The 24,413-nt window shown below is 71.1% G+C and carries 23 protein-coding genes and 1 tRNA gene; 16 read left to right on the forward strand and 8 right to left on the reverse strand.

Features of this window, described 5'->3' with window-relative positions; translation table 11 throughout:
* Window positions 1–35: 35 nt before the first annotated feature.
* Window positions 36–512 (reverse strand): hypothetical protein, encoded by a 477-nt coding sequence (locus ACTWQO_RS33205; RefSeq protein ID WP_443241081.1) that lies wholly within the window; start codon window positions 510–512, stop codon window positions 36–38.
* A gap of 272 nt (window positions 513–784) precedes the next feature.
* Between ACTWQO_RS33205 and ACTWQO_RS33210 the strand changes: the two genes are divergently transcribed.
* Window positions 785–2,224, forward strand: coding sequence for a hypothetical protein (locus tag ACTWQO_RS33210; RefSeq protein WP_443241082.1), 1,440 nt, complete (start codon window positions 785–787; stop codon window positions 2,222–2,224).
* A gap of 15 nt (window positions 2,225–2,239) precedes the next feature.
* On the opposite strand, the gene ACTWQO_RS33215 is transcribed toward ACTWQO_RS33210, so the two are convergent.
* The gene (locus tag ACTWQO_RS33215; protein WP_443241083.1) at window positions 2,240–2,836 is read right to left on the reverse strand and encodes a histidine phosphatase family protein; all 597 of its coding nucleotides are present in this window, start codon (window positions 2,834–2,836) and stop codon (window positions 2,240–2,242) included.
* A 196-nt stretch (window positions 2,837–3,032) separates the two neighbouring features.
* On the opposite strand from ACTWQO_RS33215, the gene ACTWQO_RS33220 reads away from it, so the two are divergent.
* From ACTWQO_RS33220 to ACTWQO_RS33250, 7 genes are all read left to right on the forward strand, one after another.
* Complete coding sequence (locus tag ACTWQO_RS33220; RefSeq protein ID WP_443241112.1) at window positions 3,033–3,986, forward strand: phosphatase PAP2 family protein; 954 nt, start codon at window positions 3,033–3,035, stop codon at window positions 3,984–3,986.
* Entirely contained in the window at window positions 3,937–5,073 is a 1,137-nt protein-coding gene (locus ACTWQO_RS33225; RefSeq protein WP_443241084.1) for a hypothetical protein, read from the forward strand. The genes ACTWQO_RS33220 and ACTWQO_RS33225 overlap by 50 nt, the downstream gene beginning before the upstream one ends.
* Window positions 5,064–6,656 carry a hypothetical protein gene (locus tag ACTWQO_RS33230; RefSeq protein ID WP_443241085.1) on the forward strand — a complete coding sequence of 531 codons (1,593 nt, stop codon included), beginning with the start codon at window positions 5,064–5,066 and terminating at the stop codon, window positions 6,654–6,656. The genes ACTWQO_RS33225 and ACTWQO_RS33230 overlap by 10 nt, the downstream gene beginning before the upstream one ends.
* Window positions 6,653–7,993 carry an AAA domain-containing protein gene (locus ACTWQO_RS33235; protein WP_443241086.1) on the forward strand — a complete coding sequence of 447 codons (1,341 nt, stop codon included), beginning with the start codon at window positions 6,653–6,655 and terminating at the stop codon, window positions 7,991–7,993. The genes ACTWQO_RS33230 and ACTWQO_RS33235 overlap by 4 nt, the downstream gene beginning before the upstream one ends.
* 109 nt (window positions 7,994–8,102) lie before the next feature.
* Entirely contained in the window at window positions 8,103–8,474 is a 372-nt protein-coding gene (locus tag ACTWQO_RS33240) for a hypothetical protein (RefSeq protein WP_210576758.1), read from the forward strand.
* Window positions 8,475–8,749: 275 nt separating this feature from the next.
* Window positions 8,750–9,340: a bifunctional DNA primase/polymerase gene (locus ACTWQO_RS33245; RefSeq protein WP_443241087.1), complete on the forward strand. Its 591-nt coding sequence runs from the start codon at window positions 8,750–8,752 to the stop codon at window positions 9,338–9,340.
* A tRNA-Lys gene (locus tag ACTWQO_RS33250) sits at window positions 9,331–9,404 on the forward strand. The genes ACTWQO_RS33245 and ACTWQO_RS33250 overlap by 10 nt, the downstream gene beginning before the upstream one ends.
* Window positions 9,405–9,530: 126 nt before the next feature.
* On the opposite strand, the gene ACTWQO_RS33255 is transcribed toward ACTWQO_RS33250, so the two are convergent.
* Complete coding sequence (locus ACTWQO_RS33255; RefSeq protein WP_443241088.1) at window positions 9,531–10,874, reverse strand: M6 family metalloprotease domain-containing protein; 1,344 nt, start codon at window positions 10,872–10,874, stop codon at window positions 9,531–9,533.
* 359 nt (window positions 10,875–11,233) lie between these two features.
* Between ACTWQO_RS33255 and ACTWQO_RS33260 the strand changes: the two genes are divergently transcribed.
* Window positions 11,234–13,099, forward strand: coding sequence for a putative bifunctional diguanylate cyclase/phosphodiesterase (locus ACTWQO_RS33260; protein ID WP_443241089.1), 1,866 nt, complete (start codon window positions 11,234–11,236; stop codon window positions 13,097–13,099).
* On the opposite strand, the gene ACTWQO_RS33265 is transcribed toward ACTWQO_RS33260, so the two are convergent.
* The 3 genes from ACTWQO_RS33265 to ACTWQO_RS33275 all read right to left on the reverse strand — a co-directional run bounded on the left by ACTWQO_RS33265 (window position 13,075) and on the right by ACTWQO_RS33275 (window position 16,598).
* Window positions 13,075–14,166 (reverse strand): LLM class flavin-dependent oxidoreductase, encoded by a 1,092-nt coding sequence (locus ACTWQO_RS33265; RefSeq protein ID WP_443241090.1) that lies wholly within the window; start codon window positions 14,164–14,166, stop codon window positions 13,075–13,077. The two genes, ACTWQO_RS33260 and ACTWQO_RS33265, sit on opposite strands and share 25 nt — an antisense overlap.
* 64 nt (window positions 14,167–14,230) lie before the next feature.
* Window positions 14,231–15,619, reverse strand: a complete 1,389-nt coding sequence (locus ACTWQO_RS33270) for an amidase (RefSeq protein WP_443241091.1) — start codon at window positions 15,617–15,619, stop codon at window positions 14,231–14,233.
* A gap of 19 nt (window positions 15,620–15,638) precedes the next feature.
* Window positions 15,639–16,598 (reverse strand): D-2-hydroxyacid dehydrogenase, encoded by a 960-nt coding sequence (locus ACTWQO_RS33275; RefSeq protein WP_443241092.1) that lies wholly within the window; start codon window positions 16,596–16,598, stop codon window positions 15,639–15,641.
* A 194-nt stretch (window positions 16,599–16,792) separates the two neighbouring features.
* Here ACTWQO_RS33275 and ACTWQO_RS33280 point away from each other — a divergent pair, with 194 nt between their 5' ends.
* Window positions 16,793–17,632 (forward strand): maleate cis-trans isomerase family protein, encoded by an 840-nt coding sequence (locus ACTWQO_RS33280; RefSeq protein WP_443241093.1) that lies wholly within the window; start codon window positions 16,793–16,795, stop codon window positions 17,630–17,632.
* On the forward strand, window positions 17,629–18,360 hold the full coding sequence (locus tag ACTWQO_RS33285) for a maleate cis-trans isomerase family protein (protein WP_443241094.1): 732 nt from the start codon (window positions 17,629–17,631) through the stop codon (window positions 18,358–18,360). Before ACTWQO_RS33280 ends, ACTWQO_RS33285 begins: the two co-directional genes overlap by 4 nt.
* Here the strand turns inward: ACTWQO_RS33285 and ACTWQO_RS33290 are convergent.
* Window positions 18,332–19,528 (reverse strand): PucR family transcriptional regulator, encoded by a 1,197-nt coding sequence (locus tag ACTWQO_RS33290; RefSeq protein WP_443241095.1) that lies wholly within the window; start codon window positions 19,526–19,528, stop codon window positions 18,332–18,334. The genes ACTWQO_RS33285 and ACTWQO_RS33290 overlap by 29 nt on opposite strands.
* 212 nt (window positions 19,529–19,740) lie before the next feature.
* Here ACTWQO_RS33290 and ACTWQO_RS33295 point away from each other — a divergent pair, with 212 nt between their 5' ends.
* Entirely contained in the window at window positions 19,741–20,616 is an 876-nt protein-coding gene (locus ACTWQO_RS33295; protein ID WP_443241096.1) for a dienelactone hydrolase family protein, read from the forward strand.
* A gap of 66 nt (window positions 20,617–20,682) precedes the next feature.
* Here the strand turns inward: ACTWQO_RS33295 and ACTWQO_RS33300 are convergent, their stop codons facing one another.
* On the reverse strand, window positions 20,683–21,177 hold the full coding sequence (locus ACTWQO_RS33300; protein ID WP_443241097.1) for a DUF3830 family protein: 495 nt from the start codon (window positions 21,175–21,177) through the stop codon (window positions 20,683–20,685).
* A gap of 126 nt (window positions 21,178–21,303) precedes the next feature.
* Between ACTWQO_RS33300 and ehuB the strand changes: the two genes are divergently transcribed.
* From ehuB to ehuA, 4 genes are read left to right on the forward strand one after another with little or no spacing between them, the layout of a single operon-like run.
* Window positions 21,304–22,179: an ectoine/hydroxyectoine ABC transporter substrate-binding protein EhuB gene (ehuB, locus tag ACTWQO_RS33305; RefSeq protein WP_443241098.1), complete on the forward strand. Its 876-nt coding sequence runs from the start codon at window positions 21,304–21,306 to the stop codon at window positions 22,177–22,179.
* Window positions 22,176–22,877, forward strand: a complete 702-nt coding sequence (gene ehuC / locus ACTWQO_RS33310; RefSeq protein ID WP_443241099.1) for an ectoine/hydroxyectoine ABC transporter permease subunit EhuC — start codon at window positions 22,176–22,178, stop codon at window positions 22,875–22,877. Before ehuB ends, ehuC begins: the two co-directional genes overlap by 4 nt.
* On the forward strand, window positions 22,874–23,524 hold the full coding sequence (gene ehuD, locus ACTWQO_RS33315; RefSeq protein WP_301981312.1) for an ectoine/hydroxyectoine ABC transporter permease subunit EhuD: 651 nt from the start codon (window positions 22,874–22,876) through the stop codon (window positions 23,522–23,524). Before ehuC ends, ehuD begins: the two co-directional genes overlap by 4 nt.
* On the forward strand, window positions 23,514–24,296 hold the full coding sequence (ehuA, locus tag ACTWQO_RS33320) for an ectoine/hydroxyectoine ABC transporter ATP-binding protein EhuA (protein WP_443241100.1): 783 nt from the start codon (window positions 23,514–23,516) through the stop codon (window positions 24,294–24,296). The genes ehuD and ehuA overlap by 11 nt, the downstream gene beginning before the upstream one ends.
* The last annotated feature ends 117 nt before the right edge of the window (window positions 24,297–24,413 follow it).

Below are 24,413 nucleotides of genomic sequence, written 5' to 3' on the forward strand. Positions count from 1 at the left end.
CACTCGACCCACCCAGCCTGCGGGCACAACGCCCGTCACCGACAGTTGTCCGCCGCCTCGATCAACCGAGCCGCCTCCCCCAGCGCCGCCCGCAGCACCGCGGGATCCGTCGCCAGGTCGGCCTCCCCCGGCGGCAGCAGCCAGTCCGACCCCTCCACCGGCGGCTCGGGGTTCAGACACGACCCCCGCCCGTCCGTCTCCGTACACGTACTTCCCGGGACATCCCAGCCCGCCGCGGTCCCGGCCGGCACCACGAAGCCCAGGGTGTCGCAGCCGTCGTCGTGCAGCACCGGCCCCACCGAGTCCCCGGCCCCTCGCCGCAGGATGTCGACCGCCTCCAGCCCCTGCCGAGCGGGCACGGTCACCAGGTCGCATCCGTCCGCGTCGGCGGCGAACGGCGTCGCGCTGCTCTCCGGAGTCGGTGCATGCCCCGCCGTCGTCACCAGGGCACTCGGCACACACGGCACACACGGTTCGACGCTCTGGCTGGTCTCCATCCCGGCCTCCACCACGGAACCCCTCCTAGGACGAGCAGGTCGGGAGTCGGGCGGCTCCCGGTCCACAGAGTCCAACGCGTCGCCGCGTCAACGGCTACGCGAGAAGTCAGCCGCAAAGGATGGCAGTTCATGGCAGATCACGGATGAGATATCCGGTTTGTAGCCAAACACTGCGTACTGGCTCCGACACAGCAGGTACGTTCTTGCCCGCCGGACACAGGGGTGCCTCACGGACAACCAGCCCTATATCCGGCATGGTTCGACGGTTCGCACGAGAGGACCCGGCCATGGCGTCGTCAAAGGTGACCTCGTCTCAGTCTCCCCGGCCACCGCGGCCGAATCTCGCGTTCCGGCAGTTGCGCGCCCAGCGCTCGCCGGCCGAGTTCGCCGCGGCGGTCCGGCGAGCCGCCCGCGAGATCGGTGAGCGGGTCAGCTGTGACGCGCGCTACATCGGTCGGGTCGAGGCGGGTGAGATCCGCTGCCCCAACTACGCGTACGAGCGGGTGTTCCTGCACATGTTCCCCGGCCGCACGCTCACCGACCTGGGCTTCGCGCCCCGCGCATCCGTGCGCGGACGCGGGGCGCGAAACCCTGAGGACACGCCCCCCTTGCACACCACAAGCCCGGCGTACGAACCCGGTGAGACGGAGAGGGCGTACGAGCCGTATGACCCGCAGAACCCCTACGAGACGCACGAGAACGACGAGGAGAGCGACGTGCTACGTCGCGCATTCATGACCGGCGGTGGCGCCACGGTGGCCGCCGCCCTGGGCCCCATCGGGCTCGCCGTCGACGCATCGGCCGCACAGCGCCCGGCCCGCCGCTCCGGAGCGGGCGAGGCGGATGCCCTGGAGGCAGCCGTGCGCAGAATCCGGCTGCTCGACGACCGGCACGGCGCGGACGGCCTCTACCAGCGCGCGGCGGCCCCGCTGCGCGCCGCGTACGCGCTGCTCGACGCCGGCGCGACCCGGCAGACGACCGCGGACCGCCTGCACTCGGGCGCCGGTGAGCTGGCCATCTCCGTGGGCTGGCTGGCCCATGACTCGGGCCGGTTCGACGACGCGCGCTCGCACTACGCGGAGGCGCTCGCGACCGCCCGGATGTCCGGCGACCCCGGCCTTGAGGCGCACGCCTTCTGCAACACGGCGTTCCTCGCGCGGGACGCGGGACGGCCGCGGGAGGCGTTGCGCGCCGCGCAGGCCGCGCAACGCGTCGCACGCCCACTGGGCTCCGCCCGCCTGATGTCGCTGCTCGCACTGCGTGAGGCAGGCGGCTGGGCGGGGCTCGCCGACCGCACCGGCTGCGAGCAGGCACTCGCCCGCGCGCAGGCCCTGTACGAGCGCGGCCCCTCGGAGGACGACCCCGAGTGGATGAGCTTCTACGGAGAGGCCGAACTGGAGGGCCTGGAGGCGCAGTGCTGGTCCACCCTGGGCGACTGGCCCCGCGCGGCCCGCCACGCCCGGCGCGCGGCCCAGCTCCAGGACCCGCACTTCACCCGCAACATCGCCCTGTACACCGCCGAACTGGCCGACGACCTCGCCCGCGGCGGCCACCCCGACGAGGCGGCCCTGGCCGGCATGCGCGTCCTGGACCTCCTCAACCAGGTCCAGTCGTCCCGGATCCAGACGATGCTGGCGGGAACCGCGCGCGTGCTGCTCCCGCACCGCCGCGCCTCAGAGGTGTCGACCTTCCTGGAGCGACACGCGTCGCTCCCGCGTACGGCATGAGCAGCCCCGCAGGCCCTACCCGCCCAGGTGCCCCAGGTCGTTCCAGCTCTCGATCGCCGGCTCCCCGTACGCCCACCCGAGCACCGACAGCGACGTGGGATTGAGCCGTATCCGAGCCGCGAAATCGAGCGGCAGGCCCAGCCATCGCGCGCCGATGGACCGCAGGATGTGCCCGTGGGCGAAGACCAGCACATCCCGGTCCGCCGCCCGCGCCCAGGCGACGACCTCGTCCGCACGGGCCGTCACCTCGGCGAGGCTCTCCCCGTCGGGCACCCCGTCGCGCCAGATCAGCCAGCCGGGCCGGCCGGCCTGGATCTCGTCGGGCGTCATGCCCTCGTAGGCGCCGTAGTCCCACTCCATGAGCACGTCCCAGGCACGCGCGCGTTCCCCGAACCCGGCCAGTTCGCATGTCTCACGCGCGCGTGCCAGTGGGCTGGTGCGCACCTCGACGCCGGGGAGACCGTCGTACGGTGCCCGGTGCAGCCGTTCGCCGAGCAGTTTGGCGCCGCGGCGGCCCTCCTCGAGCAGAGGGACATCGGTCCTGCCGGTGTGTTTGCCGGACAGCGACCACGCCGTCTGTCCGTGCCGGGCCAGCAGGATGCGCGGTGCCATGGAAGACCTTTCCAGAGGGATTCCAGGAGGAATCGAGGCGGACCCCTTCATCATCGCCTACGGCGCACAGGGGCAACCCGCAGGGCGATCTCTGCGTCTATCAGGGCCGGGGGCGCCCCTCGGGGGCTCGCGCATACACCGTAAAGTGGCACGTCCGGAGCGCGGGCCGCGCGACGAGAAGGGGGAGGGCGATCGGATGCCGCACGCCGAGACACTGGGCACCGAGGCAGCCTCACGGCCCCGCCTGCGCTGGTGGACCGAACTGCCGCTGATTGTGCTGGTGTACGCCTGCTACTCCGCGGGCCGGCTGCTCGTCGGGGGCGATGTCTCCAAGGCCGTCGACCACGGCCTGGCGATCCTGAAGATCGAGAAGGTCCTCCATCTCAACGCGGAGCATCCGCTCAACCGCCTGTTCACCCGCGAGCCCTGGCTCGGCGTCCCGGCCGACTTCTGGTACGCGTCGCTGCACTACGCCGTCACGCCCGCGATCCTGATCTGGCTCTTCCGGTCCCGTTCCCGGCTCTACCGAGCGGCCCGCACCTGGCTGATGACGTCCACCTTCATCGGCCTGATCGGCTTCACCCTGATGCCGACCTGCCCGCCCCGTCTGCTCGACGCCAGCCACGGCTTCATCGACACGATGGCGCAGTACAGCTCGTACGGCTGGTGGGGCGGCGACGCGAGCGCGCCGAAGGGGCTGGGCGGCCTGACCAACCAGTACGCGGCGATGCCGAGTCTGCACTGCGGCTGGGCGCTGTGGTGCGGCGTGATCCTCTGGCGGTACGGCGGGACGCGTCTGACCAAGGTCGCCGCCGTCGTCTACCCGCTGGTGACGACGATCGTGGTGATGGGCACCGCGAACCACTACTTCCTCGACGCGGTCGCGGGCGCGGCCGTGATGGGCGCCGGGTTCCTGCTGACGCCGTATGTGCTGCGGGTCGCCGACCTGGTCCGGACCCGGCTGGTGGCGCGGGTCGTGGCCGCCACAGCGGGCACTGCCGACGCACCGGCCTCAATTGTCAGTGGCGGATGCCAGACTTCCACGGGTGAGCGAATTCCACGGCAGCGCGAGTCCCGGATCGGATCCGGAGCCGAGCCGAGTGCCGCCCCCCAGGACGCGGGGGACAGCACTCCGGCACCGGCTCGCTGAGCTGCGCGGCCCCGACGTACCGGCCAAGGCACTGGACGCCCGTGCCCTGGCCGCACTCGCCGCCAACCCCGGCTGCAAGCGGCGCGCGATCCTCGACGGCGCCGGGGTGAACAAGGCGGCGCTGGCGAGCGCGCTGGGCGCCCCGTCGGCCTTCGGGCAGTCGCAGTTCGCGTTCGTCCGGGGCAACGCGTTCGAGGCGAAGGTCAAGGCCGACGGCGGTGCGGAGCTGCTGCGGCTGGTGCACGAGAAACTGGACCGAGGCGCCGAACCGCCCGCACGCGCGCACGTGCCCGACCTGTCCGCGATCGGCCCCGAGGGGCGGTCCGCGCGTACGGCGCTGGCGCTGCGCGAGGCCGGGGAAGCCGGCGACTGGACGCTGCTCGACCATCCGATGCTCGCCCTCGACGTCGCCGGGTCGCCCGCCTTCCTGGAGCCGGACGCGGTGGTCGTGCACCCGGACGGCAGCTGGACGGTCGTAGAGATCAAGTCCTTCCCGATGCTGGACGGCTCGGCGGACCCGGCGAAGGTGGGCGCGGCAGCCCGCCAGGCCGCGGTGTACGTACTGGCGCTGGAGCAGGTCGCGGCCCGCCTCACCCCCGTCCCGCGCGTACGCCATCGGGTGCTGCTGGTCTGCCCGAAGGACTTCTCCAACCTGCCCACGGCGTCCGCCGTCGACGTACGCAAGCAGCGGGCGGTGACCGGCCGCCAGCTGGCCCGGCTCACCCGCATCCAGGACATCGCCGACGCGCTCCCCGAGAACACCTGCTTCTCCCCCGAGCTGCCCGCCGCCGAGCTGACCGCGGCCGTCGAGTCGGTTCCGGCGACCTACGCGCCCGAGTGCCTGTCCGCCTGCGAGCTGGCCTTCCACTGCCGCGACCGCTCCCGCGCGGCCGGAGCGGTGACCTCCCTCGGCCGCTCGGTGCGGGCCGAGCTGGGGGGTCTGACGACGGTCGGGGACGTGCTCGCGGCGGCCTACGGAGACGCCGGCGACCCGGACGACCCGGCGGTGGCGGCGCTGCGCCGGGCGGCGGAGCTGCGGGCGGAGGCGCTCGACCGGCGTGTGGGGGAGGCCGCCCCGTGTCGCTGATCTCCACCCTCGCCCGCCTCGAAGCCGTCGCCACCGGTCACGCCCAGCCCGCCGCCACGGTCCGGCACCGGCAGCTGTCCGACCGTCCCCTGGTCTTCGTGCCGCTCACCACGGCCGGTGAGGCCGGCGCCCCGCTCGGCGCGCTGGTGGGCACCGACCGGGACGCGCCGCGCCTGCTGGTCGTACCGCAGCCGCGCGACCGCGACCTCAGGTTCGCGTTCCTGGCGGAGCTGGCGGATGTCGTGCTGCCGTATGTCGACGGGTACGCCGAGGCGGTCGAGGCCGCCGAGCGCTCCGAGACGGACCCCGAGACCGGCAAGCGGGTCAAGGTCGAGGTCGAACTGTGCGCGGACGCCCCGCAGTTGATCGTCCCGAGCCGCGCGGGCGTCGATTTCGTACGACTTCTGGGGCGCTCCATGCGCTTTCGGCGCACGGCGGAACAGGACCCGGAGACCCCGTACCCCGCGCCGCCCCGGGTCCCGCTGCTCGGCCGGTGGCTGACCCACTTCGGGGAGCGAGCCCGGGTTCCCGGTTCCTCGTTGCTGCTCGCCATGACGGACGTGCTGGCCCGGCACTGGGCGACCGGCCAGTCCAGCCTCGAGGACCAGCACCTCGGCGCGCTGCTCGCGTGGATCGACCCCCCGGAGGACGAAGAATCGGGAGCCGAGGCCGCGCTGCGAGCCGAGCTGGCGCGGGACCGGCAGGGCCAGCTGCTGTGCCCGCCCGCCGGTCCGGCCACCGACCCGGCGTTCGACAACAAGCTGCTCGCGCCCGCCATCGAGCGCTACGACCGCGCGCGCACCGCCCTCGCCACCGCCGAGGACGGCCTGGAGGCGGACGACAGGCTCGGTGAACTCACCGCCGCCGAGCGGCAGATCCGTGATCTGGTGCTGAGCCGTACGCTGCCCACCTGGCAGAAGGTCTGGCAGGGCCTCGACCTGCTGCGAGCCCTGCCCGCCGGCGCGCACACCGAGGAGCGGTGGACGCGCGACCGCTGGTCCTTCACCGCCCACCGCGACCGGATCGTGGCCGGCGAACCCCCGCAGCCGCGCCGCGACGACGCGGTCACCGCGGCCAACAAGCTCGCCGCGCGCGAGCGGGAACAGGCACGGCTGGAGGCCCAGGAGGCGCTCGACGATCCGCTGGTGATGGCCGGGCGGCGGCTGTCCGGAGAGGCGTTCGCGGGCGAGGTCACGGACGTCGTCATGGCGTACAGCGAGAGCAAGCGCCCCAGCCCGCGCCCGCTGATCACGGTCCGCACCGGCGACCGGCCGCATCTCGGTGAGCGGGTCAGGGTGTACCGGTCGCTGGGCGGGAAGCCACAGGCGGCGGAGTTCGTCGAGCGCGCGGGGGACGATCTGATCGTGCTGCGGATCGTCGACAAGATGGGCCGCGGCAAGGTGCCGGAGGAAGGTTCGGTGCCGGACAAGGGCGACGCGGTCTGCTTCACGCTCTTCGAGCACGAACAGCGGGGCGGCGCCAAGCTGCCCGACCCGGAGCAGACGCCCTGGACCCATGGCGGGCCGCCCGGCGAGGTGGTCCTCCCCGAGGCCGACCCGATGACCGCGGAGGACGTGCTGTGACGGCCCAGGCCGCTTTCGACCCCGGTGCGGAGGCCGCCCGCGCCACCGACGCGATCCTCGCCGACACCCTGCACGGCACCGCTCGGGGCGTCGTCGTCGACTCCCCGCCCGGCGCCGGCAAGTCCACGCTCGTCGTCCGTGCGGCGCTTGAACTGGCCGATGCCGGGCGCCCGTTGATGGTGGTGGCGCAGACGAACGCCCAGGTCGACGACCTGGTGCTGAGGCTCGCCGAGAAGAACCCCGAGCTGCCGGTCGGCCGGTTGCACAGCAGCGACACCGACCCGTACGACAAGGCGCTGGACGATCTGCCGCAGGTACGGAAGTCCGCGAAGGCGGCCGAGCTGACCGGCTTCCCGGTCGTGATCTCGACGGCCGCCAAGTGGGCGCACGTCAAGGCCGACGAGCCGTGGCGGCACGCGATCGTCGACGAGGCGTACCAGATGCGCTCGGACGCGCTGCTCGCCGTGGCCGGGCTGTTCGAGCGGGCGCTGTTCGTGGGCGATCCGGGGCAGCTGGACCCGTTCTCGATCGTGGGCAGTGAGCAGTGGGCGGGCCTGTCGTACGACCCGTCCGGCTCAGCCGTGACCACACTGCTCGCGCACAACCCCGAGCTGCCGCAACACCGCCTCCCGGTCTCCTGGCGGCTCCCGGCATCCGCCGCGCCCCTGGTCTCGGACGCCTTCTACCCGTACACGCCGTTCCGCAGCGGCACGGACCATGGTGACCGGCGGCTGAGCTTCGCGGTCCCCTCGGACGGCTCCGGCCCCGACCGGGTGATCGACGAGGCGGCCGCATCGGGCTGGGGCCTGCTGGAGCTGCCCGCCCGGCGCACTCCGCGCACCGATCCGGAGGCGGTACGGGCGGTGGCGACGGTCGTACGACGGCTGCTGGACCGGGGCGGTGCGGCCACGTCGGAGCGGTCGGACGGACCGGCGCCGCTGACCGCCGACCGGATCGCGGTCGGCACGGCACACCGGGACCAGGCGGCGGCGGTACGGGCGGCGCTGGGCGAGCTGGGCGTCGCCGACGTCACCGTGGACACGGCGAACCGGCTCCAGGGGCGGGAGTACGACGTGACAGTCATCCTCCATCCCCTGTCCGGGCGCCCCGACGCGACCGCGTTCCATCTGGAGACCGGACGGCTCTGCGTCCTCACCTCCCGCCACCGGCACGCCTGCATCGTGGTCTGCCGGGCCGGGGTGAGCGACCTGCTGGACGAGTATCCGTCGACCGAGCCGGTGCAGCTGGGGACGGTCGTGAAGTTCCCTGACGGCTGGGAGGCGAACCACGCGGTGCTGGCACATCTGGGCGAGCGGCGGGTGGCGTGGCGGCCCTGATGCCTGTGCCGGTGCCATGTGCCGCAGGCCCACTTGCGGAGGCGCGAGACAATGGACGGTGGCCCGATCCACAGGCCGGTCGTCCATGACGTACGAGGAGGAGACAGACATGGCGGAGCCCACGCCGCGTCGGAACGAACCGCGGCTACGCCCCGCGCCCCTGCTCTTCGAGCCCGCGCAGGTGGCTGACGATCCGGAGCACTTCTTCGATCTGGAGTCGATCGAGGATCCGCGTGCGTTGCTGGCGCGGGCGACGGAGCTGACGCAGGCGTTTCGGGCGGCGACGGATCGTGCGGTGGAGTTTCAGGCGATCGCGGCTGCTCAGTTGGCGGATCCTCGGCGGTTTGATCGGTTGACGGCGGCGGATATCGCTGAGCGGGCCGAGTGGACCGAGGACTACGCGAAGAAGATGGTCGAGTTCGGGCGGGATCTTTTGCGGGGGGTTGCCGGTGATGGGCGGGGCACTGCGGACCCTGTGTGAGCGACATGAACGCTGACTGGTGCGGGCCGGGGGTGGGTCGCGCAGCCCGGCGCGGTGGCTGGGGCGGGGTGGGTCGCGCAGCCCGGCGCTGACGGGGTGCCGCCTGCGCCCACCCGTGCCGCCCCAGGCGGCACGCATGCCCGCAGCTTGGCTGAGCGAAAGCTGGGTGGGGCGGCATATGCCAGGCGGGCAAGATACTCCCTCCCGTCGCCCTCTGTCCCCGTTTCCGGCAACCCTCCGGGACTGTCTGCTCACCGCCGGTAGATCTGGACGGTATGAGCCGCAGCACCCGCAATGAGACGTTGTCCGGTCGATTCGACGTATCCGGTGTCACCGCGGACGGTGCCGCGTGGCTGGCGTCGGCCGGTGCGTACCCGCGGAGCGCCCTCGCGCTGTGGGAGGAGCGGCCGGATGCGCCGGTCGTGTTGCCGTGCGGTACTGCCTTCGATGTCGTGAGCGTGCCCGCGATCTTCGGGCGGCAGATGGTGGACCGGCTGTGGGACGAGGGACCGGGGTCCGGGCCGGTCGCGGTGTTCCGGGGACGGATGCTGCTGTTCGCCGGGCCGGGCACGGCACAGCGGCTGCCGTCGCTGCTGGACTGGGAGGAGTGGGGCGGCCGTACCGATGGGATCCCGCCGCTGCTCTGCCACGGCAAGGGTGACGCCGTGACCCTCCCCGCACCCCTCGGCGCGGTCGGCCTCCACTCCCGGTGGCTCGTCGCCCCCGACACCCGTCATCCCTGGCTGCCGGGGCCGGAAATCCTGCTGTGGGCGGCCGTGCGGGCGGCCCGGACCACCGTACGGATATCGATTTTTCCTCCCGCCGATCAGGGTGCTAAGGTCTACGACGTCAGCAAGCGCCGCTAGCTCAGTTGGTTAGAGCAGCTGACTCTTAATCAGCGGGTCCGGGGTTCGAGTCCCTGGCGGCGCACGTTGTCGATGGCGAGGCATGTTCGCGGAAAGCGCGAACCGGCCTCGCCATCGTCGTTTCCGCGCGGCTTCGCCGCGCGTTGTGGGGGCTTCGCCACCCACACCCCCTTCGCCGTCGGCCGAGGACTCACCGCCCCGTGATCTTCACCGTCCACGCCCCCGCCCCCGTCCGCCCCTCCACCTCCACCCGGACCCCTTCTCCCGGCACCGTGAAGGTCTCGCCGAGGGCGACCGGGGCGTCCGCGAGGGGTGGGTAGACCGAGTTCGCCCAGCAGGCCTCGGTGCGGGGGTGGGCGTCGATGACCTGGATCGGGCCGCCGCCGGATGCCTCGCCGCTGCGGATGCGGTAGACGAGGATGCCCTGGCGGCAGGCCGTCGCGTCGTTGCCGACGGGGCCGCGTGCCTCGAAGGCGAGGGCCGTGTCGGCGCCGGTGCGGAGGATGGCCACCTTGGTGCCGTGGCCGAGGCCGAAGGACGGGGCGCCGGCGGCGCCGATCGCGGGCGTGTCCGGGCCCGCCGTGAGTGGCTCCAGGGTCAGCCGGGTGGGCCCACTGCCCTGCACGCATCTCACCTGCCGGCCGTCCAGCCAGCCCAGCTTCCACTTGTGCCAGCCGAACAGGTCCGGCGCCAGGCCGAATTGGCTGCCCATCAGGTCCCAGTCACCGACGTAGGTGTCCCAGTCGCCCTCGCCGTCCTTCGGCCGGTGGTACAGGTCCGGCAGGTCGAAGACATGCCCGGTCTCATGGGCCAGGACCAGCCGGTCCGGCGGGTGCTGTTCGAAGACCGTGACGACCCGGCGCAGATCCGTGCCGTCGGCGCGCAGCGGAGTCTCCAGGTTGACGACCTTCGTCGCGTCCGAGTCGACGCCGGGGGCGTGCGGATCGGCGACGAAGTAGACGATGTCGTAGCGGGAGAAGTCGACATGCGGGTCGGCCACTCGCATGGCGTCGCGCAGGAACGCCGCCCGGTGCGCGGAGTTCCAGTCGCGCTGTATGGCGTACGACATCGACGAGTGCGGCATCCGGAGCCAGTGCCGGAGCGGGTGCGGGCGCAGGGTGAAGCGGCCGTAGGAGGAGCGTTCGAAGAAGCGGCTGGTGACCGGGAAGTGGTCGGCGGTGAGTTCGGCGGGGGTGGTCAGCGGGGCGGAGTCCGGGAAGGACAGGAACACCATCACCGCGTCAAGTCGGCGGGCCGGGCGCGGATAGGCGGCGTTCCACGTGTCCACGCCCTCCGAGTGATGGGCGTCGGTGCGGTGCAGGGCGCACGAGGCCGGCGAGAAGGGCTCGGCGACCGAGGGGCCCGTGATCAGGGATGTCGCGGCGAGCGCGGACATCGTGGTGAACACCGCGGCCGTACTGCGCAGTCGGGGCCGCGCCGCCGCCCAGCCGAACCCTCGGCGGACCCCATGGGTGAGTCCGGTGAGGGAGAGCTGACGCGGCACGGGGACCTCCGGATGCGGTTCGCGGGACACCGCATCCAGCCTGTGGGAGATTGTCGTACTACGTCCTGTTTGTCTGGACCAGATGAGTGAGATACCCGAGAGACCGTCAGAAGAGAGGACCAGTGGCAACAGCCGAAGCCGACACCCCCGAATCGCTCACGGAACGTCACATGCGGTCGAGGGCCCGAAGAACCCGCCCATGTGCGGGCAGAAACGATCTGCCAGAAAGGCCGGTGCGTCAGGGACACTGGACTGTGGCTGGAAGGGCCCGGGGCCAGCCTCTATGATCGGCACACTTTCCAGCCCGGACACGGCCCGGAGGCCTTCCTCCCCGGACGGCCATCCCGACGAGACCCATCCGAAGATCGAGTGCACTGCGGGAGCGAGCGGTGAGCGGAACGTCCGAAGGGCCGGCGCCCACGGCAGATCTCATCCGGTCCGCCGTTACAGAGAGTGATGAAATGATGTCGTCCGGTACCACCCCGGACGCTCTGACCCCACCAGTCGACTTCCGTTCCGCGTTCTCCACCGCCCCGCTCGCGATGGCCGTGGTCGACCGCGAGGGCCTGGTCGTCAGCGCCAACGAAGCGCTCGGCGCGCTACTCGGCGCGCAGCCAGGGGTGTTGACCGGCAAACTGGCCGCGGATCTGGTGGACCTGGCGTCCGACGCCCGTACCTGGCACGCGTATCGCGAGGTGCTGCGCGGGCGGCAGGCGCGGTTGCGCTGTACGCGTCGTATCAAGCATCCCGACGGGCAGGCGGTGTGGGTGCAGGTCATGGTCGGGCCACTGCCGGACGGGGCCGGGGCGGTGCTGCTGTCCGCCTTCGACATCAGTGCCCGGCGTGAACTCCAGGCGCGGCTGCGGCACTTGCAGATGCACGACCCGGTGACCCGGCTGCCCAACCGCACGCTGTTCTTCGAGCGCCTGTCGTCCGCGCTGGAGGCGGATGCGTACGCGGAGGGCGGCACCGGACGGATCGGGCTGTGCTACCTGGATCTCGACGGCTTCAAGGCGGTCAACGACACGCTGGGCCACCGGGTCGGCGACCGGCTGCTGGCCGCTGTGGCGGAGCGCCTCAATCGCTGTGCGGACGAGGCCGGTTATGCCAGAGCCAGCGCGCCGCTGGTGGCGCGGCTCGGCGGGGACGAGTTCGCCCTGCTGGTCGAGGACTCGACCGGCACCGAGCAACTCGCCGATCTGGCCGAGTCGGTGCTGCGGGCTCTACAGGCGCCGTTCGACCTGTCCGGGCAGCGGCTGTCGGTCTCGGCGTCGATCGGTGTGGTGGAACGCCGGGCCGCCGGGACCACGGCGACCGGTCTGATGCAGGCCGCCGACACCACGCTGTACTGGGCGAAGGCGGACGGCAAGGACCGCTGGACGCTGTTCGACCCGGAGCGCAACGCCCACCGCATGACCCGCCAGGCCCTGGCCTCAACCCTCCGGCCGGCCATCGAGCGCGGTGAATTCACCCTCGAATACCAGCCGTTGGTGGGCATGGAGGACGGACGGCTGCGCGGGGTCGAGGCGTTGGTCAGATGGAACCATCCACAGTTCGGCGTACTGACGCCGAATCGGTTCATCGGATTGGCGGAGGAGGACGGTTCGATCGTTCCGCTGGGCCGCTGGGTGCTCGCCACCGCCTGCCGGCAGGCGCGGCGCTGGCAGGTGGAGCACCCGGACGAACCCCCGCTGTTCGTCAGCGTCAATGTGGCGGTCCGCCAGGTCTGGGACTCGGACCTGGTGGCGGACGTGGCCGAGACACTGGCGGAGACGGGACTCGCGCCGCATCTGCTCCAGCTCGAACTCACCGAGTCCGCGGTGATGGGCTCGGCGGGCCGCCCCCTCCAAGCACTTCAGGCCCTCAGCGAGATGGGCGTGGGCATCGCGATCGACGACTTCGGCACCGGCTACTCGAATCTGGCCTACCTCAGCCGGCTGCCGGTGTCGGTGCTGAAGCTCGACGGGTCGTTCGTACGGGGCTTCCAGTACGACAGCTCCGATGCCACGGCCGACAAGGCCGTCGCGCCCAACCCGGCGGACGAGGTCATCGTCGAGGCGATGATCCAGCTCGCCCACCGGCTGGGGCTGACCGTCACGGCGGAGTGCGTGGAGACGTCGGCGCAGGCCACTCGGCTCCGGCACATCGGCTGCGACACCGGGCAGGGGTGGCTGTACTCCCGTCCGGTGTCGCCGGATCGTATCTCCGAGCTGCTGGGCCCGCCGGAGGTTCAGGCGGCGGTCGGCAACCCGTAGGCGTCCGCGATGAGTTCGTAGCTGCGGACGCGGAGGGCTCCGTCGTGGGCGTGTGAGGTGAGCATCAACTCGTCGGCGCCGGTGCGCTTTTGGAGGTCGTCGAGGCCGGAGCGGACCTCGTCGACGGTGCCGTGGATGATGTTGGAGTTCCAGGAGCCGATGAACTCCCGCTCCATGGGGCTGAATTCGTAGGCCTCGGCTTCCTCGGGGGTGGGCACGAGGCCGGGACGTCCGGTGCGCAGGCGGATCATGTTCAGCGCCCCGGCCATGACCTGGCGGCGGGCCTCCTTCTCGTCGTCGGTGGCGAGCGCGGAGACGCCGATGAGGGCGTACGGCTCGTCGAGGAGCGCCGACGGCTGGAAGGACTCGCGGTACAGGTCCAGGGCCGGGATCGTGTTCTGCGCGGAGAAGTGGTGCGCGAAGGCGAAGGGCAGCCCGAGCGCGGCGGCGAGACGGGCGCTGAAGCCGGAGGAGCCGAGCAGCCAGACCGGGGGACGGTGCGGGGACTGGACGCCGCCGGGGCTGGTCGCCTGGACCGGGCCGGGGACGGCGTGGATACGGCGGTAGGGGTGGCCGTCGGGGAAGTCGTCGTCCAGGAAGCGGACCAGTTCGGCGAGTTGCTGGGGGAAGTCGTCGGCGCCCTCGTTGAGGTGGTCCGTGCGGCGGAGGGCCGCCGCGGTGGCGCCGTCCGTGCCGGGGGCGCGGCCGAGGCCCAGGTCGACACGGCCCGGGGCCATCGCCTCCAGCGTGCCGAACTGCTCCGCGATGACGAGCGGGGCATGGTTCGGGAGCATCACGCCGCCCGAGCCGAGGCGGATACGGCTGGTGTGGGCGGCGAGGTGCGCGAGGATCACGGCCGGCGACGAGGAGGCCACGCCCGGCATGGAGTGGTGCTCGGCGACCCAGTAGCGGTGGAAGCCGCGGGACTCCGCGAGGCGGGACAGCTCGACGCTGGTGCGGAGGGCGTCGGTGGCGGTGTGGCCCGCGCCGACGGTCACCAGGTCCAGTACGGAGAGGGGGGTGGGGGCCGTGCCTTGCGCTGTGCCCCGAATCTCGTCTGCCGTCACGGTGAAGCCTCCTGTGTTGGTGCCGTGCGCTGTCCGCGGCAGTGCAACAGGAGGCGGTCTCCGTTTATTCCCGAAGGCCGGCGCCCCCGGCCTCATACAGCGCATGCGCCGCCCGCAGCACCAGATCGTCCCGGTGCCGCGCCCCCACGATCTGCATCCCGATCGGCAGCCCCTCCGCGTCCGTCCCCACCGGCACCGTCGCCGCCGGCTGCTGGGTCATGTTGAACGGGTAGGTGAACGGCGTCCACCCCGTCCACCGCCGGTGCCCCGACCCCTTGGGTACCTCGGCGCCCGCCTCGAACGCGGTGATCGGCAGGGTGGGCGTGACCAGTAGGTCGTACGACTCGTGGAACTGCCCCATCCGGCGCCCGAGTTCCATGCGGACGTCCACCGCCGCGAGATAGTCCAGCGCGCTGTAGCGGGCGCCGAGCGCGCAGATCTCCCGCAGCCCGGGATCGAGCAACTCCCGCTGGTGCGGCCCGAAGTGCTGGGTCACCCGGGCCGCGCCGCTGAACCACAGGGTGTGGAAGGCGTCCACCGGGTCGGTGAAGTCGGGGTCGGTCTCCTCGACGTACGCACCGAGCCCGGCCAGGCGTTCCACGGCCCGCCGTACGGCCGCGGCGACCGCGGGACGGACCGCCACCTGGCCGCCCAGCGCGGGCGAGTACGCGATCCGCAGCCCGCGGACGCCGCCCGCGAGGGCCTGGACGAAGGAGGTGGTCGGTGCGAGCGCCGACCAGTCCCGGGCGTCCGGGCCGCCGATCACGTCCATCAGCAGTGCCGCGTCCGCCGCGTCCCGCGTCATCGGCCCGACGTGCGCGAGCGTGCCGAAGGCGCTCGCCGGATACAGCGGCACCCGTCCGTACGTCGGCTTCAGCGCGAAGATCCCGCAGAAGGCGGCCGGGATACGGACACTGCCGCCGCCGTCCGTGCCGAGCGACAACGGCCCCGCGCCCAGCGCCACGGCCGCCGCGCTCCCGCCGCTCGAACCGCCCGCGGTGCGCGAGGTGTCGTGCGGATTGCGGGTCACCCCGGACTGCGGTGAGTCCGTGACGCCCTTCCAGCCGAACTCGGGCGTCGTGGTCTTCCCGAGGAACACGGCACCGTGCTCGCGCAGCCGGGCGACGGAGGGGGCGTCCTCGTCCCAACGGCCGTTCGGATCAATGGCCTTGGAGCCCTTGAGCGTCGGCCCGCCCCGCATCAGCAGGATGTCCTTCACCGTCACCGGCACCCCGTCCACCAGCCCGGCCGGCTCCCCGCGCCGCCACCGCTGCGCCGACTCCGCGGCCCGCGCGAGCGCGTCCTCGGGGTCGAGGCGTACGAACGCGTTGACGACCGGCTGCATCTGCTCGGCCCGCTCCAGGGCCGCGCGGGCCGCCTCGACGGGGCTGAATTCGCCCTTTCGGTAGCCGTTGACGAGTTGTACGGCGGTCAGCTCGGTGAGCTCCGACATGCAGCACCCTCCAGGGACGTCAGCGTCCGGGTACGTACCCGCGCTTCTTGTCGACCACGTTCAGCAGTGATCTGCCCGCCTCCCAGCGTTCGTACAACTCCACGAACTGCCGGCCGAGTTCGTCCCGCCAGCCGATCGTGTCGCCGCTCATGTGCGGGGACACGATCAGGCCGGGCAACTGCCACAACGGGCTGTCGGGGGTGAGGGGCTCGTGCTCGAAGACATCCAGGGCGGCGCCCGCGATCCACCGCTTGGCCAGCGCCTCGGCGAGCGCGTCCTCGACGACCAACTGGCCGCGGCCGACGTTGATGAAGCGGGCGGAGGGCTGCATCATGCCGAAGCGGCGGGCGTCGAACATGCCGTGCGTCTGCTCGGTGAGCGGCGCGGCGGCGATCACCCAGTCGGCGCGGGCCATCAGCCGGTCGAGGTCTTCGGGGCCGTGGACGCCGGTGCGCGGGGCGCGCCCGACGAGGGCCGTCGTCACTTCGAGGGCCTTGAGGGTACGGGCGATCGTCCGCCCGATCGGGCCCGTGCCGACGATGCACGCGCGCGTGCCCGCGACCCGCTGCGACTCGCGGTGGCGCCACTCCCGGGCGCGCTGGAGCTCCCACGTCCGCGGCAGATCCTTGGCCATCGCGAGGACGAGGGCGGCGACGTACTCGGCGATGGGCTGGTCGAAGATGCCGCGCGCATTGGTGACCACCGTGTCGGAGGCGGCCAGCTCCGGGCACATCAGATGGTCCACGCCCGCGCTCGCCGTGTGCACCCAGCTCGGGCGCGGTCCCTCGCCCGGCCAGGCCTCGCGCACGGCGTGCGAGGTGAAGTCCCAGATCAGGAGCACATCGGCGTGCGGGAGGCGCTCGGCGAGGGTCGAGGGGTCCGCGTGTTCGATGCGCGCGCGGCCGGTGAGGCGGCCGAGGCGGGGCGGCGGCTCGGCGTCGAGGACGAGGAGGGTCGGGGCGGACGGGGGTGAGGTCATTCGGGGGCCGTTTCTCGGCGATTTCTCGGCGATGACAGTCGTCTGACGTGGGCGGTGATGTGGCGGTAACGACACGTTGACCTGCGGGCGACATGCGAGGATTGACCACGCTCGCACCCGAACCTACCTTCGTCAACATGGGCGGGCGTTGGGTCCGCTGCCCTCTCGTTCCTCATGTGAGGCCGGTGCCTGCCATGGACGTCTCCTTTCTGGGTGGACCGCGCCCTCAGCGCGGTGTCGGTGTAGTCGCCCCCTTCGACTTCGCGCTCGATCGCGAGCTGTGGCGCTGGGTGCCCGACGACATCTCCCTCCACCTCACGCGCACGCCGTTCGTGCCCGTGGAGGTCAGCCTCGACCTGGCCCGGCTGGTCAGCGAGCACGAGACGCTCGGCGACGCCGTGCGCACCCTGAACGCCATCACGCCCGAGGTCGTCGCCTACGCCTGCACCTCCGGCAGCTTCGTCGGCGGCATCGCGGGCGAACGCGCGATGTGCGAGGCGATGACCCGCGAGGGCGCGGTGCCGTCCCTCACGACGTCCGGCGCCCTGCTGGAGGCGCTGGCCTCGCTGGGCGCGCGAAGGGTGGCGCTGGTGACGCCGTACACGGTGTCGGTGACCCGCTCGCTGGAGGAGTACGTCGCGGAAGCGGGCGTCACGGTCACGGGCTGCGCGTTCATGGGCCTGACGCGGCACATCTGGAAGGTGCCGTACCGGAACGTGGCGGACATGGCCCGGCAGGCGGTGAGCCGGGGCGGGGCGGACGCCTTGTTCATCAGCTGCACCAACCTCCCCACGTACGACGTGATCCCCCAACTGGAGGCGGAACTGCGCCTGCCGGTGCTGTCGGCCAACCAGGTGACGATGTGGGCTGCACTGCGCCGACTGGGTACCCGAGCGGTGGGGCCGTATCAGCGGTTGGTCGATCCGGCCGCGCGTGTCGGCCCCGTGGTGCCGGAGAGTTCCGGCGCCGTACTGCCTGAGGGTTCCGGCCCCGTACTGCCGGAGGAAGAGCAGCAGCAGGAAGGGTGGACATGACAGCACTCGGATTCCTCTACCCAGGCCACTCCGCCGAGGACGACTATCCGCGCATCGAGCTGCTCCTGGGCAGCGACATCCGGCTCGACGTGATCCACACGGACATCGGCGAGGACGCCCACCGCGTCGACGCGCTGCTTCAGATGGGCTCGGCGGAGCGACTGGCGGCGAGCGTCGAGGACCTCCGCCTGACCGGCGCCGAGGCGGTGGTGTGGGCCTGCACCAGCGGCAGCTTCGTCTACGGCTGGGAGGGCGCCCACGACCAGGTCCGCACCCTCGCCCGCACGGCCGGTATGCCCGCCTCCTCGACGTCCTTCGCCTTCGTGCACGCGGTGCGGGAGCTGGGGGTGGGGCGGGTCGCGGTCGGCGCGACGTACCCGGAGGACGTGGCGGACCTGTTCGCCGAGTTCCTGCGGGCCGGCGGCGCGGAGGTGCTCTCCGTGCGCGGCTCCGGCATCATCACGGCGGCCGAGGTCGGCACCTGGGGCGAGGAAGAGGTCCTGACGCTGGCCCGCGAGGCGGACCACACGGACGCGGAAGCGGTCCTCCTCCCGGACACCGCCCTGCACACCGCCTCCCACCTCCCGACCCTGGAGAAGGAACTGGGCAAGCCTGTCCTCACCGCGAATCAGGTCACGGTCTGGGAAGCGTTGCGGCTGACGGACCGGCGGGTGAACGCGCCGACGCTGGGTTCTCTGTTCACGAGGGAGCCGATCGTGCAGGTGTGATGCCGTCGGTGTGCAGCAGCCAGGTCAGGGTGATCATGAGGTCGAGTCGGTCGGCGGGGTCGTGGCACCGGGTGCCGGTCAGTTCCGCTATGCGGCGCAGCCGGTAGCGGACGGTCTGTTCGTGGACCTGGAGCCGGGCGCTCGTGATCACGGCGTTGTCACCGCACTGGAGATAGGCGAGGAGCGTGGTCAGCAGCGGCACCCGGCGGCGCGGCGGCAGGGCGAGGATCGGGGCCAGGAACACGGCCGAGGTGGTGTCGATGAGGTCCTCGACCATGGCGGCGGCCAGCAGCGCGGTGTGATCGGCCGCCCGCTGCGGCCGGTCGGACGGCAGAACGCCGCGCTCCACGAGGGCGATGGTGTGCCGGGCCCAGCGGAGCGAGACGGCGGTGCGCTCGGCCGGCACGGTCGGCCCGATGGCCGCGGCACCCAGCCGGACCAGCAGGGCGGGCAGCCAGTCCCGCCCGAGCGAGTCGGGGTCGGGGACGATCAGATACGACGCGTCCCAGTCGGCGAGCACATCGGGGGGCAGGATGCGGCTCGGCGGCCGGGCGGCGGGGAGCAGGGCGACCACCGCGACCGTGCCGGGCACCCTCCAGTCGGCCGCCCTGGCCTGCTCGTGGATCACGTCAGGGTCGGGCGGCGGCTCGCGGACCAGCAGATCACGCAGTCGCTGACGCCGGCGCTCCCGGTCGGTGGCCAGATGGCCCTGCTGACGCGCGTACCCCTGGGCGCCGGCGTCGGCCGCCTTGGCGAGGAGCCCGAAGAGGCCGTCGGTGAGCGAGGAGAGGGTCTCCTTGGACCAGGAGAACCGGTAGGCGTCCTTGATGAACCGGCGGCAGGCGACCTGCCCGCTCAGCCTGAGCGCGGTCTGCAGCCGGTCCAAGCTGTGGCCCCGGCGGGCCGCCTCTGCTCCCAACTGGCTGTAGAGCACGGTCAGTTGGGTGGAGTCCGTGGCGTCCTGGCCGAGTGAGTCGACGAAGTGGGCGACGGTTTCGTTGATGACCTGACGGACGGCTCTGCGGTAGTCGGCGTCCACGGGCGGACCGCCTTCGTGCACATGCACCCGGACCTCGCGCTCGATCTCCTCGACGGCGTCCGGGAGATGCGGCCGGAGCAGGTCCGACAGCGACTTCGCCAACGGTGGGTCGATGACAGTCACAGGCATCCTCTTCCGTCCCCCGGATGGTCCCGGCATGCGGTTCACCCCGTCAACTCACCTTCCTGACAAGGTGAGTTGATCGTTTTGTCGGCGCCGCGCCAACCTTGTCGGAGACCGACAAACAAGGCCGCGAATTGCCCGGCGCCACATGCAGCACGTCCGTCTCCCCGATTCCACGATGTCCTCTCGAAACCCCCACACTCACGAGAGGACTCTCCGTGAAACCAGCGCTGAGGAAACGGTTGGGAGTACTGCTCACCTGTGTGTCCCTGACCGTGTTGCTGGGCGTCAGCACCCGTGCCGAGGCGGCACAGAACCCGTACGAGCGCGGTCCCGCCCCCACGCAGGCCAGTGTCATCGCCGCCCGCGGCTCGTTCGCCATCGGCCAGGTCACTGTGCCGTCCGGCAGCGGTACCGGCTTCAACGGCGGCACGATCTACTACCCGACCGACACCAGTCAGGGCACGTTCGGCGCGGTCGCGGTCATACCCGGTTTCATCTCGCCCCAGTCCGTGGTCCAGTGGCTGGGCCCCCGTCTGGCTTCGCAGGGCTTCGTCGTCTTCACCCTGGACACAAACGGGCTGTTCGACCTGCCACAGAGCCGCGGCAGCCAACTGCTCGCCGCGCTGGACTACGTGACCAAGAGCAGTTCGGTCCGTGATCGCGTCGACCCCAACCGCCTCGCGGTCATGGGGCATTCGATGGGCGGCGGGGGCTCGCTGTGGGCGGCGCAGAACCGGTCGGCCCTGAAGGCGGCGGTTCCGCTGGCGCCCTGGGAGAACGACACCACCTGGGAGAGCGTCAGGGTGCCTACGATGATCATCGGAGGGCAGTCCGACACCCTCGCCCCGGTCGCCTCCATGTCGATCCCGATCTACACGTCCATGACGGCCGCGCCCGAGAAGGCGTACCTGGAAATGCTGAACGGCAGCCATCTCGCCCCCGTCAACGAGAACGTCACCACCGCCAAGTACGCGCTGTCCTGGCTGAAGCGCTTCGTCGACAACGACACCCGCTACGACCAGTTCCTCTGCCCGGCGCCCGCCCCGAACCAGGCGATCAGCCAGTATCGCGACACCTGTCCCAACGGCTGATCCGCCACCCCGGCCCGGCCCTCCCCTCTCCCCGGGAGGGCCGGGCCAACGCTGCGGCAAGGCGCGTCACGCCCTCCGGAAGCTGAGGCTCTCCCCCGCCGCCCCCGCCCGCCACAGGTCGTTGCAGGCCTCCGCCATCTCCGTGAGTCCCTCGACCACCGTCCCCCACACGATCCCCGGCACCCACCCCACATCACCGTTGAGCAGCAGATTGTTGCGCTCGTAGAAGAGGGCCAGGTCGACGAGGGTCGTGCCGGCGCGGACCTCGCGGTCGTAGCCGTAGGCCTTCGTGCCCAGTTCCGCTCCCGCGAAGGAGAAATAGCAGAGATCGCCGGGAATGGGAGTGACTGTCGGGTTTTCCAGCGGGGGTTCCGATGGGGCGAAGGGCGGGAAAAGGGCGTAGATCTCGTTGCGTGCGTATTTCGCGTGGTAGACGTCGCCGGAAAGCGGCAGGGCGTCCCAGACGGCGGCGCAGGTGATCGGTGCGCGGTCGTCGAGCAGCCGGGCCCGGCAGGTGATTCCGCGCTTGACCAGCGATACCTCGATGTAGCGATCAGCCATGCAGTCCATGGTGCCTCGCCGGTCAAGAGGGCGCGGCCAGGAACGGGGCTCAAATCGGCCCGCATAACTCGCATGAGGTCGGGTAGCCGCGCCGCCATGGCTCCATCACTGGAACATGGCTCATATATGTCCGGGCCCACACGCCGGTCGCTGCTCGCGGGGGTGGCGGCGGTCGGCGCGCTGGGCGCCGCGGGCTGCTCACGCGTGGCCTCGGCCTCGTCCACGGAGGGCGGTGATCTCCTCGACCGGCTGAAGGCGCAGGGTGTCGTACGGCTCGGGATCGCGGGCGAGATACCGTTCGGATACATCGATACGAACGGCGAACTCACCGGTGAGGCACCGGAGTTGGCGAAGGTGATCTTCAAACGGCTCGGCGTGGACAGCGTGCAGGCCGTGCCGACGGAGTTCGGGTCGCTCATTCCGGGGCTGAACGTGCAGCAGTTCGATGTCGTGGCGGCGGGGATGTACGTCAATCCCGAGCGGTGCGCGGAGGTGATCTTCGCCGATCCGGACTACCAGATGCTCGATGCCTTCATCGTGCGCAAGGGGAATCCGAAAGGCCTGCACACGTACAAGGACGTCGTCGAGAAGAAGGCGAAGTTCGCGACCGGGACCGGTTACGCGGAGATCCAGTACGCCGTCGAGGCGGGGTACAAGGAGAGCGACATCATGATCGTCCAGGATCAGGTCGCCGGGCTCAACGCGGTGGAGGCGGGGCGCGTCGACGTCTTCGCCGGGACCGCGCTCACCACCCGTGAGGTGGTGAAGAAGTCCGCCAAGGCCGAGTCGACCGAACCGTTCAAGCCACTCGTCGGCGGGAAGCCGCATGTCGACGGGGGCGCCTTCGCGTTCCGCCCGACGGAGACGAACCTCCGCGACGCCTTCAATGTGGAACTGCGCAAGCTCAAGCAGAGCGGAGAGCTGCTCCGCATCCTCCGGCCCTTCGGATTCACCGAGGCCGAGATGACCGACCTCACCGCGAAGGAGCTGTGCGGCGGATGACCTCGGGACTGTGGGAACTGGTACTCAAGGGCCTCTGGGTCACGATCCAGCTGCTCGTCTTCAGCGCGCTGCTCGCGGCGGCCGTGTCCTTCATCGTCGGCACCGCCCGGGTCCACCGGCTGCGGATCGTCCGTTTCCTCGCGGGCTTCTACACCGAGGTGTTCCGCGGGACCTCGGCGCTCGTCATGATCTTCTGGGTGTACTTCGTACTGCCGCCCGCCTTCGGCTGGCAGCTGGTGCCGATGTGGGCGGGCACGCTGGCGCTCGGACTGACCTACGGGGCGTACGGCTCCGAGATCGTGCGCGGCGCGCTGAGCGCCGTCGACCCGGCGCAGAAGGAGGGCGGGATCGCGCTCAGCTTCACGCCCTGGCAGCGGATGCGGCTGATCATGCTGCCGCAGGCGGTGCCGGAGATGATCCCGCCGTTCTCCAATCTGCTGGTCGAGCTGCTCAAGGGCACCGCGCTGGTGTCGATCATGGGCATGGGCGATCTGGCGTTCAGCGGCAGCCTGGTGCGGCTGGCCCTGCAGGAGAGCGCGGAGATCTACACGTACATCCTGCTGATCTACTTCGTGATCGCCTTCCTGCTGACGCGTGTGATGCGCGGACTGGAGAAGAAGTTGAAGGCCGGGATCGGCAAGGAGCCGGAGAAGAAGGTCACCGCGGTGCGCGTGCCTGAGGGGAGTGGTGTCGCGTGAACTGGGACTGGGGAGCGGTCGCCGACTTCATGCCGCACTTCTGGGACGGCCTGCTGGTCACCCTCCAGGCGCTGGTACTCGGCTCGCTGATCTCGTTCGCGCTGGGCCTGGTGTGGGCGCTGCTGATGCGGGTGCCGACGCGCTGGGTGACCTGGCCGGTCGGGGTCGTCACGGAGTTCGTGCGCAACACCCCGCTGCTGGTGCAGCTGTTCTTCCTCTTCTACGTGCTGCCCGAGTGGAACATCACCTTCTCCGCGCTGACCACCGGCGTCTTCGCGATCGGCCTGCACTACTCGACGTACACGATGCAGGTCTACCGGGCCGGTATCGAAGCGGTGCCCGTCGGCCAGTGGGAGGCGGCGACCGCGCTGAACCTGCCGCTCAGGCGGACGTGGACCGTGGTGATCCTGCCGCAGGCGATCCGCCGGGTCGTGCCGGCGCTCGGCAACTACGTGATCGCGATGCTGAAGGACACGCCGATGCTGATGGCCATCACCGTGCTGGACATGATGGGCGAGGCACGGCTGTTCTCCCAGCAGACCTTCCGCTTCACCGAGCCGCTGACCGTGATCGGCGTGGCCTTCATCCTCATCTCCTATCTCGCCTCCGTCCTGCTGCGCACCCTGGAGCGACGCCTTGTCCGTTGACACCGAAAAGAACCCGACCGACGTTCCGGCCACCTCGTCCGAACTGATCCGCCTGGAGAACGTGACCAAGCGGTTCGGCGAGAACACGGTCCTCGACCATCTCGACTTCTCCGTGAGCGCGGGCAAGCACGTCACCCTGATCGGCCCGTCCGGCTCCGGCAAGACCACGATCCTGCGGCTGCTGATGACGCTGACCAAGCCCGACGAGGGCACCATCACCGTCGACGGGGAGCAGTTGTTCCCCGCGCCGGAGAAGCAGATCCGCGAGGTCCGCAAGAAGATCGGGATGGTCTTCCAGCAGTTCAACCTGTTCCCGAACATGACGGTCCTCAGGAACATCACCGAGGCCCCGGTCACCGTGCTCGGCATGTCCAAGGACGAGGCGGAGGAGCGGGCGCGCGGGCTGCTGGACCTGGTGGGGCTCAGCGACAAGTGCGACGCGCACCCCTCCCAGCTCTCCGGCGGCCAGCAGCAGCGCGTCGCGATCGCGCGGGCGCTGGCGATGCGGCCGCAGGTGCTGCTGCTCGACGAGGTGACGTCCGCGCTCGACCCGGAGCTGGTCGCCGGTGTCCTCGACGTCCTCCGGGACATCGCCCGTTCCACGGACATCACGATGCTCTGTGTGACCCACGAGATGAACTTCGCCCGCGACATCTCGGACCAGGTCCTGATGTTCGATTCCGGCCGGGTCATCGAGGCCGGACCGCCGGAGAAAATCTTCAGCGATCCGGAGCAGGACCGAACGCGGGAGTTCCTCAGCGCGGTGCTGTGATGACAGGAGGTGAAGGCGGGCGGGGTACCGGAGCGCAAACGGCAGCCCTTGTCTCTGGCATATGCCAGAGTGTCAGTCCCCCTGCTGAGAGGGCCGGAATCTCGTCAACAACCGCTC

It is taken from the genome of Streptomyces sp. 4N124, assembly GCF_052245395.1.
GTDB lineage: Bacteria > Actinomycetota > Actinomycetes > Streptomycetales > Streptomycetaceae > Streptomyces.